This is a genomic window from Mucilaginibacter sp., assembly GCF_028288205.1.
Taxonomy (GTDB): Bacteria; Bacteroidota; Bacteroidia; order Sphingobacteriales; family Sphingobacteriaceae; genus Mucilaginibacter.
The window spans coordinates 1-15,365 of record NZ_JAQBOD010000039.1 but is presented as its reverse complement, the minus strand read 5'-3'; the positions used below and the strand labels follow the sequence as shown (position 1 = coordinate 15,365).

The following is a 15,365-nucleotide window of genomic DNA, read 5'->3' as shown; positions in this document are numbered from 1 at the left end:
TGTTGGTTGCAGGTGTTGCGCAACACCTTGCAACATCTTGCAACCGCCTGCAACGCGTATAAAAACCTTTCACCTTTATCCTTTTACCTTTCGCCGCTATAACGTACTTTTGATGCAGCATGGCCATAGGTAATAAACTTTATTTCGCATCAGATTTTCATTTAGGTACAGGCAGCTATGCCGAAAGCCGTGAGCGTGAGAATCGCTTAGTGCGCTGGCTGGACATGATAAAAGCCGATGCTGCCGAGGTTTTTTTAATGGGCGATATTTTTGATTTTTGGTTCGAGTATAAAACGGTTGTGCCTAAAGGCTACATCAGGTTTTTAGGTAAACTGGCAGAATTGGCCGATGCCGGCGTAAAACTATACCTGTTTAAAGGCAATCATGATATGTGGATGTTTGATTACTTTGTGCAGGAACTTGGCGCTACCATTATTAGCGATGAGCTGGAAATAGAACGAAACGGCAAAAAATTTTACCTGCATCATGGCGACGGCTTAGGGCCGGGCGATGCTATGTATAAGGTTTTGAAAAAAATATTCCGCAGTAAAATATGCCAGTGGTTGTTTGCACGTATTCATCCTAACCTTGGGGTGGGTATAGCCAATTATTGGTCAAGCCAAAGCCGTATTGCCGGCGAAAGCAATGAGCAACGTAAAAATATGCAGCAAGAGTGGCTGGTAGTTTACAGCCGCGGGTTATTAAAAAATAATTTTTATAGCTACCTTATATTTGGTCACCGCCATATACCAACGGACCTGCAACTAAATGAACAAAGCCGCTACATTAATTTAGGCGAATGGGTAAATTATAATACGTATGCGGTGTTTGATGGGGAAGAATTGAGCCTGCACTATTTTGAAGGAGAGGTAAAAGCCGAGAGGTAAAAGGCGAAAGGTTCAGCTTGCTTAAGCTGAAAGTCATTTTCTTCCAAATTAGCACTTTGTATTACCTTTCGCCTTTTACCTTTAATCTTTCTCCTCAAAAAACCGTATTTTTGTGCGCTTTTTGAGCAGGCCGTTTATATGGCCCGATGAATAAATAGAATATGTTAGAAAAATTAGAATTAATATATCAACGTTGGAAAGACGTAGAAGCTGAATTAAGCAGCCCTGATGCAATGGCTGATATGAAGCGTTTTGCCCGGTTGAATAAAGAATATAAAGATCTGGCCAAGATTGTTGAAGAGTATAACATCTACCGCAACATCATGAGCAATATTGATACTAACAAGGATATATTAGCTACCGAAAAAGATGAGGAATTTCGCGAAATGGCGAAGTCTGAACTGGATGAACTATTAGTTCAGCAAGAAGAAAAAGAAGAGTATATACGTTTAATGCTGATCCCTAAAGATCCGGAAGATTCTAAGAATGCCATTGTTGAGATACGTGGCGGTACCGGCGGTGACGAAGCATCCATATTTGCCGGCGATCTTTACCGGATGTACATGCGCTATTGCGAAAAACGCGGCTGGAAAACCGAACTGGTTGACTATACTGAAGGCACCGCCGGCGGTTATAAAGAAATTGTTTTCAATGTTAATGCCGAGGATGCTTACGGAACGCTAAAATACGAGTCGGGTGTGCACCGTGTACAACGTGTGCCCGATACTGAAACGCAGGGCCGTGTGCATACATCAGCGGCATCAGTAGTGGTATTGCCCGAAGTTGATGAATTTGATATTGTGCTAAATGTAAGTGATATCCGTAAAGACCTGTTTTGTTCATCAGGGCCGGGCGGGCAATCGGTAAATACAACTTATTCGGCCGTTAGGTTAACACACTTACCTACCGGTTTGGTTGCACAATGCCAGGACCAAAAATCGCAGTTGAAAAATTACGATAAAGCATTAGCAGTATTGCGTTCAAGAGTGTATGAACTGGAGCTGCAAAAGCACCTGGAAGAAGCATCTAAAAAACGCAAAACCATGGTTGCAACCGGCGATCGCTCGGCCAAGGTGCGTACCTACAATTACCCACAGGGGCGCTTAACAGAACATCGTATAGGCTTAACCATATATAACTTATCAGAAGTAATGAATGGTGGTATACAAGAAATAATGGAGGCACTGCAGTTTGCAGAAAATGCCGAAAAGTTAAAAGAGGGAACAGTAGCGTAAGAGAGATATGCAAATGTGCGTATATGCAGATGTGCGAATGATTTAATTTCATGCGTATATCTGCATTTTTGATACCTAATCCCTTCATCTGCATATTTGCACATCCGCATATCTGCACATTCTTTTACACATATTACATATCGCTTTTCATCCTATTTTCATAAAGCCCCGCTACTTTAGCTTTTAATATAGGCGCATTTTATTTATTGCTGCAAGGCAACTAATAAAGCGTTCGCAAAGTATTAATATTAATAGCTAAATATAACATTATGCTGGCTCTAAAAAAGGTATTAGCAAATAGCTCCACAATTTACAGACGTGAAGTACGCTTGATGGGAAACAAGTTTGAAATTAGTGTAGTTGGTAATGACCCTGTTTGGGCCGGCGAAAAAATAAACAGTGCCATAGCCGAAATTAACCGGGTTGAAAAATTGCTAAGTACATTTAGCGAGGATAGCGAAATAAATGCCATTAACCGTAACGCGGGTATAAAACCGGTAAAAGTTAGCGCCGAAATTTTTAAGCTGATAGATCGCTCGCTGCAAATATCTGAGTTGACCTATGGTGCATTTGATATTACTTACTACTCTGCCGGTAAAAACGCTGATACGGATAGTCATACAGCAATTGCATCTTACACCGTAGTTAACTACAAAGATGTGCAGCTTGATGCAACAGCAACCACCGTATTTTTAAAAGAAAAAGGTATGCGTATTGGCTTTGGTGCCAATAGTAAAGGTTACGCTGCCGATAGGGCTAAATATATATTACAATTAGAAGGCGTAAGCCACGGTGTTATTAATGCCGGTGGCGATTTACTTACCTGGGGCTTGCAACCGGATATGGGGCCATGGACAGTTGCCGCTGCTGATCCGCGCCAGCAAACTCAGCCATTTGCTGATATGGATATTAGCAATATGGCGGTTGCTACATCAGTTAATGCCGAAAAATATGCTACCATAAATGATAAAAAGCTAAATACCGTTAAACGTAAAAACGGATTTACAGTAAGCGAAATTAAAAGCGTAAGTATATTAAGCCCAACTGCCGAATTTGCTGACGCCATGGCTACCCCTGTAATGACTATAGGTGTTAATGCGGGTTTATATTTAATAAACCAACTAAACCAAATAGGTTGTGTAATAATTGACGATCATAACCGCTTATATCCTTCAAAAAGTATCAATATCGCATAACTACCGGTAGCTATTAAATTATAACTTTTTATGCCGATGCCGGGATATTGTTGTTAACCCTTCAATATCCCTTTTTTAATTATAAAATTTAAATACAATATTCTAAATTAGAACCGCCACACCCCGGTAGTATCTTAAATTGACTGATATTTGAAAAAAAAACTACAAATTTCCCTTTCTCAATGATAAAGCGGCTTGTGTATATTATATTGTTGTTGATATTTGCACCGGGCTTATCATCTGCTAAAACAAGAACCAGCTATAATGATCCTGTTACGGGCCATGCTTTGCGGTTTGTTTTAGTTGCCCAAATGCAAAAAGACACCACAAAAAAACAAAGACAGGAAGAAGATAAAAAGAAAATAAAGGAAATATCAAAAGCTAAACGGCAAGCAAAACCCGAAAAAATAGAAGTAATAGATATCGCGCCGGATTTAAAAACTAAACCTAAAAGGCAGCGCCGGCCCGAAGGCTTGGAGCGTCCGCCGGAAATACCAAGAAGAAATGGCAATTAACCTGTAAATAATAGCTTATATTAAATGAAATATTTTCGTATACTGCTTTTTCTAATTTTATGTAATCTGGTACATGGGGCCGTGGCTGCCGGGCATTTTGTTGCCAATAGTGCAGATAATCATATTGTTGTTGATACAGATACCATTATCCGGAAAAAATCACTTTCTGTTGGTATAAGCTATGGCAGCGATGCATTATTTTTTGGCCGCACGGGGCCAATTAGCTATCCATTTTTATCAACCGATGTAGTATATAATACTAAGGCCGGCTTCTTTATTTATGGGTCGGCATTAAGATTATTGGGTTACCGCACCTTTGTTGACGAGGTGGACCTGGGCGGCGGGTATTTATATCGCCCATCAAAAAAATTCTCCGGATCGATAAGCTATAACCGCTTTATATTTAATAAAGAAGAACGGATAATTGAATCGGCCACATCAAACGATATTAACTGGAAAAACTCGTACGATTTTAAGCCATTTAAATCAACCGTAATATTGGATTATCTGTTTGGTAAATCAAGCGATTTCTTTATAACCCTTACCGAATCCAAATACTTTGAAAGTAAGTGGAATGTTTTTGATGATAAAGATTATTTAACATTTACCCCGGCAGTGAGTGCAATTTTTGGCACGCAAAATTTTGTGCAGAAATATTCTTTAGACCATCAGGAGGGGTTAAATGATATTCAATACCTGTTTGGCCCGAATGCCCCTTACAGCCGTGATAATGGCCGTTTTGATGTGCTTAATTATAGTTTTAAGCTGCCCATAGCTTATAACAGGCCGCATTATACCTTTGAGTTTTCGTACAAGTATTCTATACCGGTTAACGTGGAGGGGGCTTTGCAAAACAAGCACGAATCTTTTTATAACTTAACATTTTACTACCTTTTTTATTGAGAGAAATATGAATGTGTTGATTATTGAAGATGAAGAAGCATTAGCACACGAACTGGAAATATTCCTTACCAACCATAACTACATTACCGAAGTATGCTACAACGGTAACTCTGCATCAGAGAAAATAGCTATAAACCTGTACGATTTTATTTTAATAGACCTGGGCCTGCCAGATTATGATGGCCTTGACCTGCTTAAAGAAGCCAAGAAAAATAATCCGGACGCTGCCTGTATAATTTTAACCGCGCGCGCCGAAGTTTATGACCGTGTACGGGGCCTTGACCTGGGCGCCGATGATTATTTGGCCAAACCATTTTCATTATTAGAATTGCAGAGCCGCATGCAGGCAATAATTCGCCGCAAATTTGGTTTAAAACAAAGCATTGTTGAGCTGGGCGATTTTTTAATAAACCTTACCGATAGGGTAATTACTCACCACGAGAATGTAGTAAATACCATTACAAAAAAGGAGTTTGATCTGATAGCCTACTTAATTTTGCATAAAAACCGTACGCTTACACGTACACAATTAAGTGAGCACATTTGGGGCAGCATAATTAATGATGATTACGACTCGAATTATATAGACGCGCATATTAAAAATATTCGTAAAAAATTAAACATTTATGCACCGCCCGATTGGCTGGAAACGGTGCGTGGCCTTGGTTATAAAATTAAGATGAACGCTTAGTATTGAAACTAAAAACAAAACTTACGCTATTTAATGCCATATCGAAATTGGTAATTGTGGTGCTTTTTGTATTGCTGGTACCGGTTTTAATAAAATGGATAAGCCATAACTATGTCGACAATAATCTCATCAAACAAAAAAACAAGTTCCTGCAAATAGTTAAAACACAGGGGATAAAAAATTACATACCCGACGGGGAAAAATACGGCAGCTATTATTTACCGGTTAAAGAAGAATACTTAACCATTGAAGAGGCTGTCCCCCAATATTTTTTAGACACTATTAAAAATGAAAAGCGGTTAGTTGAGCGCGACACTATAGAATACCGTATACTAAGCCATACTTTTAAAATTAACGGTCAGAACTACTTGCTGGAGATTGGTAAAAGCGTATCCACCCTTGACGAAACAAGTACCCCATTGCAAAATATTGCTTTTGCAGTATTAGTGGGCATGATACTGTTAACCATACTGGCCGATCTGTTTTACACAAACCGTGTATTAAAACCATTGGGGTTGATCATTAAAACCAAGCTGATAGGCCATAAATTCCCAAACTTTGGCTCATACGAGGAAGTTAAAACCAGTACGTCAGATTTTCAGTACCTGGATATCAGTATCCATCAAATGATCGAGACCATTGAGGCCACTTTTCAAAAAGAGCGCGAGTTTATTTCAAATGCATCGCACGAATTGATGACCCCAATATCAATCCTTCAATCAAAAATAGAGAACATGTTTGAGCGGGATGATATTGCTGATGATACAAAACTGCGTTTGCTGGAAATGCAAAAAATACTCAACCGGTTAAAAAGTATTACCAAAACCCTGCTGCTCATCTCGCAAATTGAAAATGAACAGTTTTTAAAAGAAGATAAAATATCATTGCAAGAATTGCTGCAGGAGGTTTATGATGAAATATCTATTCGCCTGCCCGAAAAGAACCTGACTTTTGATATTGTAATTCCACAGGATATTATCCTTGTAAACGTTAACAAATTTTTGATATTCAATTTGTTTTTTAACCTGGTAAATAACGCGATAAAATATAATAAGGAAGATGGCGAAATAATAATTGCTGCAGAAAATGAAAACACATTAGTAGTTAATATAACAGATACCGGTATTGGCATTAGTGCTGATGCAATGCCTTTTATATTTAACAGGTTTAAAAAATTCAGGCAATCTATGCAGCAGGATAGTTTTGGTCTGGGGCTGCCTATTGTAAAATCAATAGCCGCGTTTCATCATATAACAATAGAGGTAGATTCTGTGCAGGGTGTGGGCAGTAATTTTAAATTAACTTTCCCTAAAGAGTTGATTTAAAATCAAGCAGATCGGTAAATGTTTTATTAAAATATTTTTCCATTTCAATTAAACCCCCTTAACAGTAAATAGTCTAACCAATATTAATAAAAGTAAAAGTTTTTGATACACACACTTTATAGCACAAAAATCTGTTAATGTTTTTTAAGTAATATGAAAAAGTTATATAAATATGCCTCGGGATTACTGTTAACCGGAGCGTTTTCAATGATGATAGTGTTAAATGCTGATGCTCAGCGTGGCGGTGCACATGCCGGCGGCGGCGGCAGTTTTAGCCGCGGCGGTGGTGGTAGCTTTCGTGGTGGTGTTAGCTTTGGCAGCGGTTTTGGCCGTAGCGGTTTTAACATGGGATATCGGTCGGGCTATAGAAGCGGTTTCGGCCTGGGCTTAGGTTTTTACGGATACCCATCATTAGGTTTTTATTTAGGTGCCCTGCCTTTTGGATATTATCCGTTCTATATGGGCTCATCATTATATTATTATGCCGATGGTACATTTTATCGCCCGTATGATGATGGTGGTTATATAGTTACTGCACCGCCGGTAGGTGCAGCGGTACCAAAATTGCCAAAAGGAGCAAAAGCTATCATGATAGATAACCAGCAATTTTATGAATATAATGGTGTTTATTATAAAGCCATTGTTAATGATAAAGGCGAAAATGTATTTGTTGTAGCAGGTAAAGACGGTGTGTTAAATACCGATGGTGATAATGCTGATAACGCTACAGCAGCCCAGGCGCCACAAGTTGGCGATGTGGTAAACCAAATACCTGATAACAGCCGCAGGGTATCCCTAAATGGTAAAAAATACTACGTATCGCCTGATGATATTTATTATGAAATAATAACAGACAAGGATGGAAACACCGCTTATCGTATAGCAAGTGTTCCGGATGGTAATTAATATTAGCATACCTGTGAAATTAAAGCCGACTGTTAACAGTTGGCTTTTTTTATACAAGTCCCTTTCCAAAGGCCGGGGGATTTAGAGTGTAGCTAAAACCGTTTACCCCTTTTAGTAGTTATAGTTTATATAAAACCATTAGCTATGAGATCTATCTGGAAAGGTTCAATTGGGTTTGGCTTGGTAAATATCCCTGTTAAGTTATATTCGGCAGTGCAAACCAGCGCGCTTGATTTTGATATGCTGGATAGCCGCGACCACTCACGTATCCGCTACCAACGCGTAAACGAGCATACCCATAAAGAAGTGCCTTATGATAAAATTGTAAAGGGATACAAAATTGATGATGAATATGTAATAATGGATGAGCATGACTTTGAAGATGCCGCTCCCGAAAAAAACAAGGTCATTACCATAGAAAGCTTTGTAAATGTTGCCGACGTTAACCCCATGTTTTACGAAACATCCTACTACACCGAGCCGGATACCAAGAATAATAAAGCTTACGGACTATTGTTGCAGGCGCTGGTAAAATCAAAGAAAGCCGGCCTGGCCCGTTTTGTATTGCGCAATACCGAGAGCCTTTGTATTGTGCACCCGGTTAAAAATATACTGGTAGTTACCCGTATCCGTTTTGAGCAGCAGATACGTGATACAGATGATTTGAATGTAGCCGGGGATATGACCATCAGCAAAAAAGAACTAGATATGGGCCTGGCCCTTATAGATCAGTATGCCGAAAAATTTGATGTGTCGAAATTTAAGGATGAGTACAACAGTGCGCTGCTTGATATTATTAAGGCCAAATCAAAAGGTAAACGCGCTACAGTTAAAAAACTAAAGCCGCATAAAGCTACCGGTACTGATCTGTATGATCAATTGATGGAAAGTTTAAAGACCAAAAAAGGTGCCTGAAATAATTATTAATACAAGGTGTTTGAAAAAGCAAACACCATATCGCAAGGAAGACCCTACTTCATTATATTGATACACATTTGTTTTTTAGTTTTAAATTAATAAATTAAATTAGTTAGCAAGCAAGCAGTGGCATTGTGTTTGTATTCATTAAATATATAAACTTAAAAACATGAGCTATGGCAACTAAAGCAAAAACACCCAAACAAACAACAGAGGTACAAGAATCAGCATTAAATGAACTGTTCGTTGATGAATTAAAGGACATTTACTGGGCCGAAAAGAATTTGGCAAAAGCATTGCCTAAAATGGCAAAAGCTGCTACTTCTGCCGAATTGCGTACCGCAATTGAAAACCACAAAACCGAAACTGATAACCATATTACTCGTTTAGAAGATGTGTTTAGTTTGATAGACGAAAACGCAGTGGCTGTAAAATGCGAAGCAATGGTTGGCTTATTAAAAGAAGGCAACGAAATCGTTGAAGAAACAGAAACAGGCAGCCTAACCCGCGATGCAGGCATTATATCGGCCACTCAAAAAATTGAGCATTACGAAATTGCTTCGTACGGAACATTAAGAACACTGGCTGGCGTATTAGGTTATGATGATGCCGTGGAATTACTGGAAGCAACTTTAAAAGAAGAAAAGAATGCAGACAGCATGTTAACAGATATAGCCACAAGCGGTATCAACCTGTCTGCCAGTACCGAAAAAGTATAATTGCTAAAACATTTAATAACCAATGGATATTATATAGATATATCTATGAAAACATTAATTAAAAAAACAGATTATGAATTCACTATTGTATATCATAGCGGTTATCCTGGTAATAGGATGGGCGTTAGGTTTCTTCCTTTATTCGGCAGGTGGTATAATCCATGTATTGCTGGTAATTGCAGTTATTGCGTTATTATTAGGACTAATAAGAAGACCAACAACACTCTAATAACAGATTAGAAAAGCCAAAGAGGCTTCCTGATATCAGGGAGCCTCTTTGGCTTAAAGAGCGCTGTCATCTTTGAGCCGTCTAAGCATGACGCGTATTTATATAATAAGTGTCGTTATTTAAGCGATAACCATTTCTTCCTCACAACCAATTGTTCTGAAGTAGCATTTGGCAGTTCTTCAATTTTATATTTCACGCGGTTGTTTTTCAACAAGGTTACCGGTATGTTTAGCGTTAAGCCATCACGTATAACGGTTACATGAATTTTATCGCCCGGTTTTTTATCGGCAAGTACACCGGTTGTGGTAGTTAATACTGCGCCGTCAATAGCGGTTACCTCATCATTAACATTAATGCCGCTAACCCATGCCGAGCCACCCCGCACTACGCTCGAAACAATTATTTTACTAATACCTGCAACGGTAGTTATGCCAAGGGCAGGATCATTATTTGCGGCCAGTGCATCAGTTAATTTATAGCCGGCGTAGCCTAAATAGCCGTTATAGTCCATCTGGGTTAAGCCATTAATGTATTTTGCATAAAAATCGTCCAGGTTCTTTCCGGCAAATTTCTCAACAGCCTGCTTAAACTCAGCATCGGTATAGCCGCGTTTTTTTACCTTGTAATATTCATTATACATGTATTTCATCACATCGTCTAATGAGCTTTTTCCTTTGGTATCATTAATAATTTCCAGGTCCATGAACATACCCACCAACGCGCCCTTGGTGTAATAGGAGATAGTACTGTTAGCCGAATTTTCATTTGGCCTGTAAGCCTTTATCCACGCGTCAAAGCTCGACTCAGACAATGCCTGCACCCGGGTACCGGGCAAATTTTCCTGTTGATTAATATTTTCGGCTAAGCTGCCTAAGTAATTTTCGGGGCCATAAAGCTGTGTGCGCCTTACAATAATATCCTGGTAGTAGGCGGTAAAACCCTCGGCTATCCAAAGGTTGGTGGTATAATTTTCGTTATCATAATCAAACGGACCGAGCGCTATAGGGCGCAAACGTTTAACGTTCCATAAATGAAAATGCTCATGCGCGGCCAAACTTAAAAAATTTTGATAACCTGCTTCGGTGGCATAGGCATCCCTTGATGCACCAAGCGTTGTCGAGCTTAAATGCTCTAAACCCCCTCCTCCTTTTAATGCATTATGTACAATAAAGGTGTAGTGCTTGTTAGGATTTTCACCAAATATGGCGGTTTCCTCTTCTACAATTTTGGGCATATCTTTTTTAAGGCGTTCCTTATCATATTTACCGCCGCCAACCATAGCAACTTCATAGTTACCGCCGCTTGCCGTAAAGCCAAACACATCCTGTGTGCCTATTTCAATAGGCGAATCGAACAAAATATCATAATCAGGCGAATATCGTGTAAACGTATCGCCGTTAACTTTTTCTAAACTGGTAGATACTGTGGTCCATCCTTTATAGGGTACAATATGGATAGTTGATGGCGAATGCAGCATGTTAGCCGGGTAAATGAACATATCCGGTGATGACAGGAACGCGTGCGAATCATCAATAAAACTGGTACGTACAGAAATTTCAAAAGCATAAACCCGGTACTTTATGGTTACTGTGGATAATCCCGCTGTATTTAAGTGCCATATGTTTTTTCTAACCTTTTGCAGGTACAGTTCTTTGTCATTAGCAACAGCGCTTATTGTTTCAATGTTGCGTGCAAACTCGCGTACCAGGTATGATCCGGGTGTCCAAACCGGCATTTTAAGGTCCAGGGTGGGTTGGTTTAATTCGCTAATATTCAACTCTATATCAGCATAATGCGCTTGTGCCTCCGGGAAAGTTACAATATAAGTTATGTGCGCATTTACTGCAGCATTACTAATGGAGGTGCCCATAAAGAAAAGTATTAAAGAAAAAATAACTGTTAATTGAGTTTTATTCATGGTGCAATGTATAAAATTTAACTATTTGCCAGGAGATCAAATTAACATAAAGTTGTTGTAAAATGGTTGATACATGCAACTATTAAGTTTTGTAACTAATTACTTTTATAACCTAATTATGAAAGTGAAGCTAATTGAACCTATATCGCGTAAGCTATTGGTTTTGGGAAGGGCCTATTTAGGTGTACTGGGTGCCCATATGGAACATTTAGATATGAACCGTTTTTATTACGCATTAACGGTAATATGTTTTTATGATGGCGAGCTTACGCAAAAAGCATTAGCAGAAAAGTTGGGCAAGGATAAATCTATAATAGTAACCGTTATTGATACACTTACCGAGAAGGGATTTGTTTATAGAGAAGTTAACCCTGCCGACAGAAGGCAGCATTTATTACGGGTAACAGAAAAAGCTAAAAAAGCAGTACCTCAAATAATTGAGGCATTTGAATTAATGAACAGTAGTGCCGCGCACGATATATCTGATCATGATATGGAGATATTTGAAAGCGTATTACATAAAATGAAAAACAACTTAAGTCAGTTTTCAATAAAACAAACTAACACCACCTTATCTAACAATTAGTATAATATGAAAACAAAATATATTATATACACTCTGCTGGCGTTGCTTATCGCCTTTTTAATTTACAACAAGTTTTTTAGTGACCATGCCAAGGCAAATGCAGCAGCAGTTGCCGGGAGTAAAGGCGGCAAAAAAGGCGGTAGGGGCGGCCCCGTACCTGTTAAGGTAATGATTGTTAAAGACACATCTTTAAATAACACCATTGATATAACCGGCAGTATTGACGCCAACGAAAAGGTAAATTTGATAAGCGAAACAGCGGGTAACATAACCGGCATATACTTTACAGAAGGCAGCAGAGTAAAAAAAGGCCAGTTATTGGTTAAAGTATACAATCAGGATCTGGTAGCATCATTAAAACAAAACGATTACCAGATAGCATTGGCAAAACAAAATGAATACCGCAACAAAATATTATTGCAAAAAGAAGCAATAAGCCAACAGGAATATGATACTTCGCTCACCTCGTTAAATACGTTGAGGGCGCAAAGTGATGTGGTTAAGGCACAAATAGCCAAAACCGAAATTAGGGCGCCATTCTCTGGCACAATTGGTTTGCGTAATGTTAGTCCGGGCGGTTATCTTTCGCCTAATACGGCCATAGCATCACTGGTAAATATCGACCCGGCTAAAGTTACTTTTTCTGTTCCCGAAAGGTATTTGCCTTTAATTAATATAGGCGGAAAAATTACTTTCGATGTTGAAAGTTCAAGAGATAATTTTAAAGCATCCGTATATGCTATTGAGCCATCTATTGATCTAAACTCGCGTACCATTACGGTGCGGGCAAAAGCACCAAATCCTAAGGGCTTGCTTACAGCGGGTGGCTTTGCCAAAATAAATTTAGCGTTAGATCAAATACCTAAAACTATAATGGTACCAACAGAGTGCGTTATACCCGATTTAAAAAGCAGTAAGGTATATGTAGTTCATAATGGCCAGGCTACAGCTAAGATGGTAAAAACAGATTTGCGTACCGATACCAGGATACAGGTAATAAGCGGTTTAAAGCCGGGTGATAGTTTGATCGTATCGGGCATTATCCAGCTGCGCCCTAAAGCTCCTGTAAAAATTATTAAAGTAATTAAATAAGCTGCAATGAGTTTATCGTCAGTTAGTATAAAAAGGCCGGTACTGGCAACGGTGTTATCCGTTGTAATAGTGGTATTTGGTGTCATAGGATACAATTTTTTAGGTATTCGTGATTTTCCTTCGGTCGATCCGCCTATTATTACCGTTAGCACAAGTTATTCCGGTGCAAACTCTGATGTAATAGAATCGCAAATTACCGAGCCGTTAGAAAAAGCAATTAATGGCGTACCTGGTATACGTAATATATCATCTACAAGCTCTGTAGGCAGCAGCCAGATCACTGTTGAGTTTAACCTTGATGCCGACCTGGAAACAGCGGCTAATGACGTGCGCGATAAAGTGGGCCAGGCACAGCGCCAATTACCGCAGGACATTAACGCCCCGCCGGTAGTTACCAAGGCCGATGCCAGTGCCGATAATATTATTACACTTACCGTAAGCAGCGATACCCGTAATATTACACAGGTTGATGACTATGCCGAAAACGTTTTGCAGGAAGGTTTACAAACCATATCTGGTGTTAGTGCTATCAATGTACAGGGACAGCGCCAGTATGCTATGCGTTTATGGATAGATCCGGGTAAGCTATCATCATTAGGTTTAACAGCTACTGATATTTCTAACGCCTTAAATATTGAGAACGTAGAGTTACCTGCCGGTAAGATTGAAGGTAACAACACCGAAGTTATTATTAGGGCGATAGGTAAATTATCTACCGAAAAAGACTTTAACAATTTAATTATTCGTGCAGATAGCAACCGGGTTATCCATTTAAGCGATGTGGGTTACGCTGTATTAGGATCGGCCAATGAGGAGACAGCTTTTAAAGATTCGGGCATACCGCAGGTAGCTTTGGCTATTGTGCCGCAGCCAGGGGCCAATTATGTACAAATAGCTAAAGATTTTTATGTAAGGCTGGCACAAATACAAAAGGATTTGCCGGCAGATATACACGTAAAAGTAGCGTTGGATAATACCAAGTTTATTAATCAGTCTATTAGTGAAGTGGAAGAGACCCTGGCAGTATCCTTCATACTGGTGGTAATTATTATTTACCTGTTCTTTAGGGATTGGCTTATAGCGTTCCGCCCATTAATTGATATCCCGGTATCATTAATAGGGGCCTTCTTTATCATGTATGTTTTTGGTTTCTCTATCAATATATTAACGCTGCTGGGTATTGTACTTGCCACCGGGCTGGTGGTTGATGATGGTATTGTAGTTACAGAAAATATATATAAAAAGGTAGAACAGGGTATGGCTATCCGAAAAGCAGCTTTTGAAGGATCGGCAGAAATATTTTTCGCGGTTGTATCAACTTCGGTTACGCTGGCGGCGGTGTTTTTACCTATCGTATTTTTACAAGGCTTTACGGGCCGGTTGTTCCGCGAGTTTGCGGTGGTGGTAGCAGGGGCGGTATTAATATCGGCTTTTGTATCTCTTTCATTAACACCCATGTTAAATGTTAAGCTGATAAGGAAGAATTCAAAGAAATCTAAATTCTACGAAAGGACCGAACCGTTTTTTGAGAACATGACCAACTCTTATACAGAGACCCTTGTTAAGTTCATGAAACACAGGTGGGTATCAATAGTTATATTGGTAGTATCGGTAGCCATTATTGCTATCCTGTCTAAATTTATCCCTTCGGAGTTAGCGCCGTTGGATGATCGTAGCTTACTGCGTTACTCGGTAACCGGCTCAGAAGGTGCATCGTACGAGTTCATGACCAAATATATGGACAACATTGCCAACCTGGTTGATGATTCCATACCCGAAGCAAATGTAAACCTGGAGTTTGTTGCTGCCGGCGGTGGTGGCGGCGGTGGTGCTGTTAACAATGGTTTTGGCCGTATTGGATTGGTTCCGCCAGATCAACGCCAGCGCAGTCAACAAGAAATAGCTGATTTCCTGAATAAAAAACTGAGCCGTTTCCCGGATGCAAGAGCTATTGTGGTACAAGAGCAAACTATAAGTGGTGGCGGTAGTGGTGCGCGTACTTCATTACCGGTACAATTTGTTATACAAAACCAGGACTTTGAAAAGATACGTAAAGTATTACCTGACTTTTTTGCCGAGGTTTCAAAGAGCCCGGTTTTCCAAAACACGGATGTTAATTTAAAATTTACTAAACCAGAGTTAAGAGTAATTACCGATAGGGACAGGGCACGTGATATGGGGGTATCGGTATCAGATATTGCGCAGGCGCTGCAATTGTATTATAGCGCCGGGCGTTTAGCATATT

General features: G+C 39.5%; 15 protein-coding genes. 14 read left to right on the top strand and 1 reads right to left on the bottom strand.

The genetic code is table 11. From position 1 onward, the window contains the following. Positions 1-119 precede the first annotated feature (119 nt). The 11 genes from JWR23_RS08120 (at position 120) to JWR23_RS08070 (ending at position 9,524) form a co-directional block, all read left to right on the top strand. Positions 120-887, top strand: coding sequence for a UDP-2,3-diacylglucosamine diphosphatase (locus JWR23_RS08120; protein ID WP_299515172.1), 768 nt, complete (start codon positions 120-122; stop codon positions 885-887). A 161-nt stretch (positions 888-1,048) separates the two neighbouring features. Next, the gene (gene prfA / locus JWR23_RS08115) at positions 1,049-2,122 is read left to right on the top strand and encodes a peptide chain release factor 1 (RefSeq protein WP_299515170.1); all 1,074 of its coding nucleotides are present in this window, start codon (positions 1,049-1,051) and stop codon (positions 2,120-2,122) included. 332 nt (positions 2,123-2,454) lie between these two features. Next, positions 2,455-3,318 carry an FAD:protein FMN transferase gene (locus JWR23_RS08110; RefSeq protein WP_299515168.1) on the top strand — a complete coding sequence of 288 codons (864 nt, stop codon included), beginning with the start codon at positions 2,455-2,457 and terminating at the stop codon, positions 3,316-3,318. A 182-nt stretch (positions 3,319-3,500) separates the two neighbouring features. Next, a complete protein-coding gene (locus JWR23_RS08105) occupies positions 3,501-3,833 on the top strand; it encodes a hypothetical protein (RefSeq protein WP_299515166.1) in 333 nt (110 codons plus the stop codon). A gap of 24 nt (positions 3,834-3,857) precedes the next feature. Then, positions 3,858-4,736, top strand: coding sequence for a hypothetical protein (locus JWR23_RS08100; RefSeq protein WP_299515164.1), 879 nt, complete (start codon positions 3,858-3,860; stop codon positions 4,734-4,736). 7 nt (positions 4,737-4,743) lie between these two features. Then, positions 4,744-5,427: a response regulator transcription factor gene (locus JWR23_RS08095; protein ID WP_299515162.1), complete on the top strand. Its 684-nt coding sequence runs from the start codon at positions 4,744-4,746 to the stop codon at positions 5,425-5,427. Between the two features lie 2 nt (positions 5,428-5,429). After that, positions 5,430-6,752: a cell wall metabolism sensor histidine kinase WalK gene (locus JWR23_RS08090; protein WP_299515160.1), complete on the top strand. Its 1,323-nt coding sequence runs from the start codon at positions 5,430-5,432 to the stop codon at positions 6,750-6,752. A 153-nt stretch (positions 6,753-6,905) separates the two neighbouring features. Beyond that, on the top strand, positions 6,906-7,658 hold the full coding sequence (locus JWR23_RS08085; RefSeq protein WP_299515158.1) for a DUF6515 family protein: 753 nt from the start codon (positions 6,906-6,908) through the stop codon (positions 7,656-7,658). 144 nt (positions 7,659-7,802) lie between these two features. Then, complete coding sequence (locus tag JWR23_RS08080) at positions 7,803-8,573, top strand: Ku protein (protein ID WP_299515156.1); 771 nt, start codon at positions 7,803-7,805, stop codon at positions 8,571-8,573. Positions 8,574-8,752: 179 nt separating this feature from the next. Further along, complete coding sequence (locus JWR23_RS08075) at positions 8,753-9,295, top strand: ferritin-like domain-containing protein (RefSeq protein WP_299515154.1); 543 nt, start codon at positions 8,753-8,755, stop codon at positions 9,293-9,295. Positions 9,296-9,368: 73 nt separating this feature from the next. After that, positions 9,369-9,524, top strand: a complete 156-nt coding sequence (locus JWR23_RS08070; RefSeq protein WP_299502023.1) for a lmo0937 family membrane protein — start codon at positions 9,369-9,371, stop codon at positions 9,522-9,524. Positions 9,525-9,639: 115 nt separating this feature from the next. On the opposite strand, the gene JWR23_RS08065 is transcribed toward JWR23_RS08070, so the two are convergent. After that, positions 9,640-11,442: a M61 family metallopeptidase gene (locus JWR23_RS08065; RefSeq protein WP_299515153.1), complete on the bottom strand. Its 1,803-nt coding sequence runs from the start codon at positions 11,440-11,442 to the stop codon at positions 9,640-9,642. Positions 11,443-11,560: 118 nt separating this feature from the next. On the opposite strand from JWR23_RS08065, the gene JWR23_RS08060 reads away from it, so the two are divergent. The 3 genes from JWR23_RS08060 to JWR23_RS08050 form a co-directional block, all read left to right on the top strand. After that, entirely contained in the window at positions 11,561-12,028 is a 468-nt protein-coding gene (locus JWR23_RS08060) for a MarR family transcriptional regulator (protein ID WP_299515152.1), read from the top strand. 6 nt (positions 12,029-12,034) lie between these two features. Next, positions 12,035-13,120, top strand: coding sequence for an efflux RND transporter periplasmic adaptor subunit (locus JWR23_RS08055; RefSeq protein ID WP_299515151.1), 1,086 nt, complete (start codon positions 12,035-12,037; stop codon positions 13,118-13,120). Between the two features lie 6 nt (positions 13,121-13,126). Beyond that, positions 13,127-15,365, top strand: a 2,239-nt coding sequence (locus JWR23_RS08050; RefSeq protein WP_299515150.1) for an efflux RND transporter permease subunit, incomplete at its 3' end; no start/stop codon positions are given.

Excerpts from the sequence above, each read along its gene's own strand:
- JWR23_RS08120 (WP_299515172.1), top strand. The coding sequence starts at position 120 with ATGGCCATAGGTAATAAACTTTATTTCGCATCAGATTTTCATTTAGGT.
- prfA (WP_299515170.1), top strand. The coding sequence starts at position 1,049 with ATGTTAGAAAAATTAGAATTAATATATCAACGTTGGAAAGACGTAGAA.
- JWR23_RS08110 (WP_299515168.1), top strand. The coding sequence starts at position 2,455 with ATGGGAAACAAGTTTGAAATTAGTGTAGTTGGTAATGACCCTGTTTGG.
- JWR23_RS08105 (WP_299515166.1), top strand. The coding sequence starts at position 3,501 with ATGATAAAGCGGCTTGTGTATATTATATTGTTGTTGATATTTGCACCG.
- JWR23_RS08100 (WP_299515164.1), top strand. The coding sequence starts at position 3,858 with ATGAAATATTTTCGTATACTGCTTTTTCTAATTTTATGTAATCTGGTA.
- JWR23_RS08095 (WP_299515162.1), top strand. The coding sequence starts at position 4,744 with ATGAATGTGTTGATTATTGAAGATGAAGAAGCATTAGCACACGAACTG.
- JWR23_RS08085 (WP_299515158.1), top strand. The coding sequence starts at position 6,906 with ATGAAAAAGTTATATAAATATGCCTCGGGATTACTGTTAACCGGAGCG.
- JWR23_RS08080 (WP_299515156.1), top strand. The coding sequence starts at position 7,803 with ATGAGATCTATCTGGAAAGGTTCAATTGGGTTTGGCTTGGTAAATATC.
- JWR23_RS08075 (WP_299515154.1), top strand. The coding sequence starts at position 8,753 with ATGGCAACTAAAGCAAAAACACCCAAACAAACAACAGAGGTACAAGAA.
- JWR23_RS08070 (WP_299502023.1), top strand. The coding sequence starts at position 9,369 with ATGAATTCACTATTGTATATCATAGCGGTTATCCTGGTAATAGGATGG.
- JWR23_RS08065 (WP_299515153.1), bottom strand. The coding sequence starts at position 11,442 with ATGAATAAAACTCAATTAACAGTTATTTTTTCTTTAATACTTTTCTTT.
- JWR23_RS08060 (WP_299515152.1), top strand. The coding sequence starts at position 11,561 with ATGAAAGTGAAGCTAATTGAACCTATATCGCGTAAGCTATTGGTTTTG.
- JWR23_RS08055 (WP_299515151.1), top strand. The coding sequence starts at position 12,035 with ATGAAAACAAAATATATTATATACACTCTGCTGGCGTTGCTTATCGCC.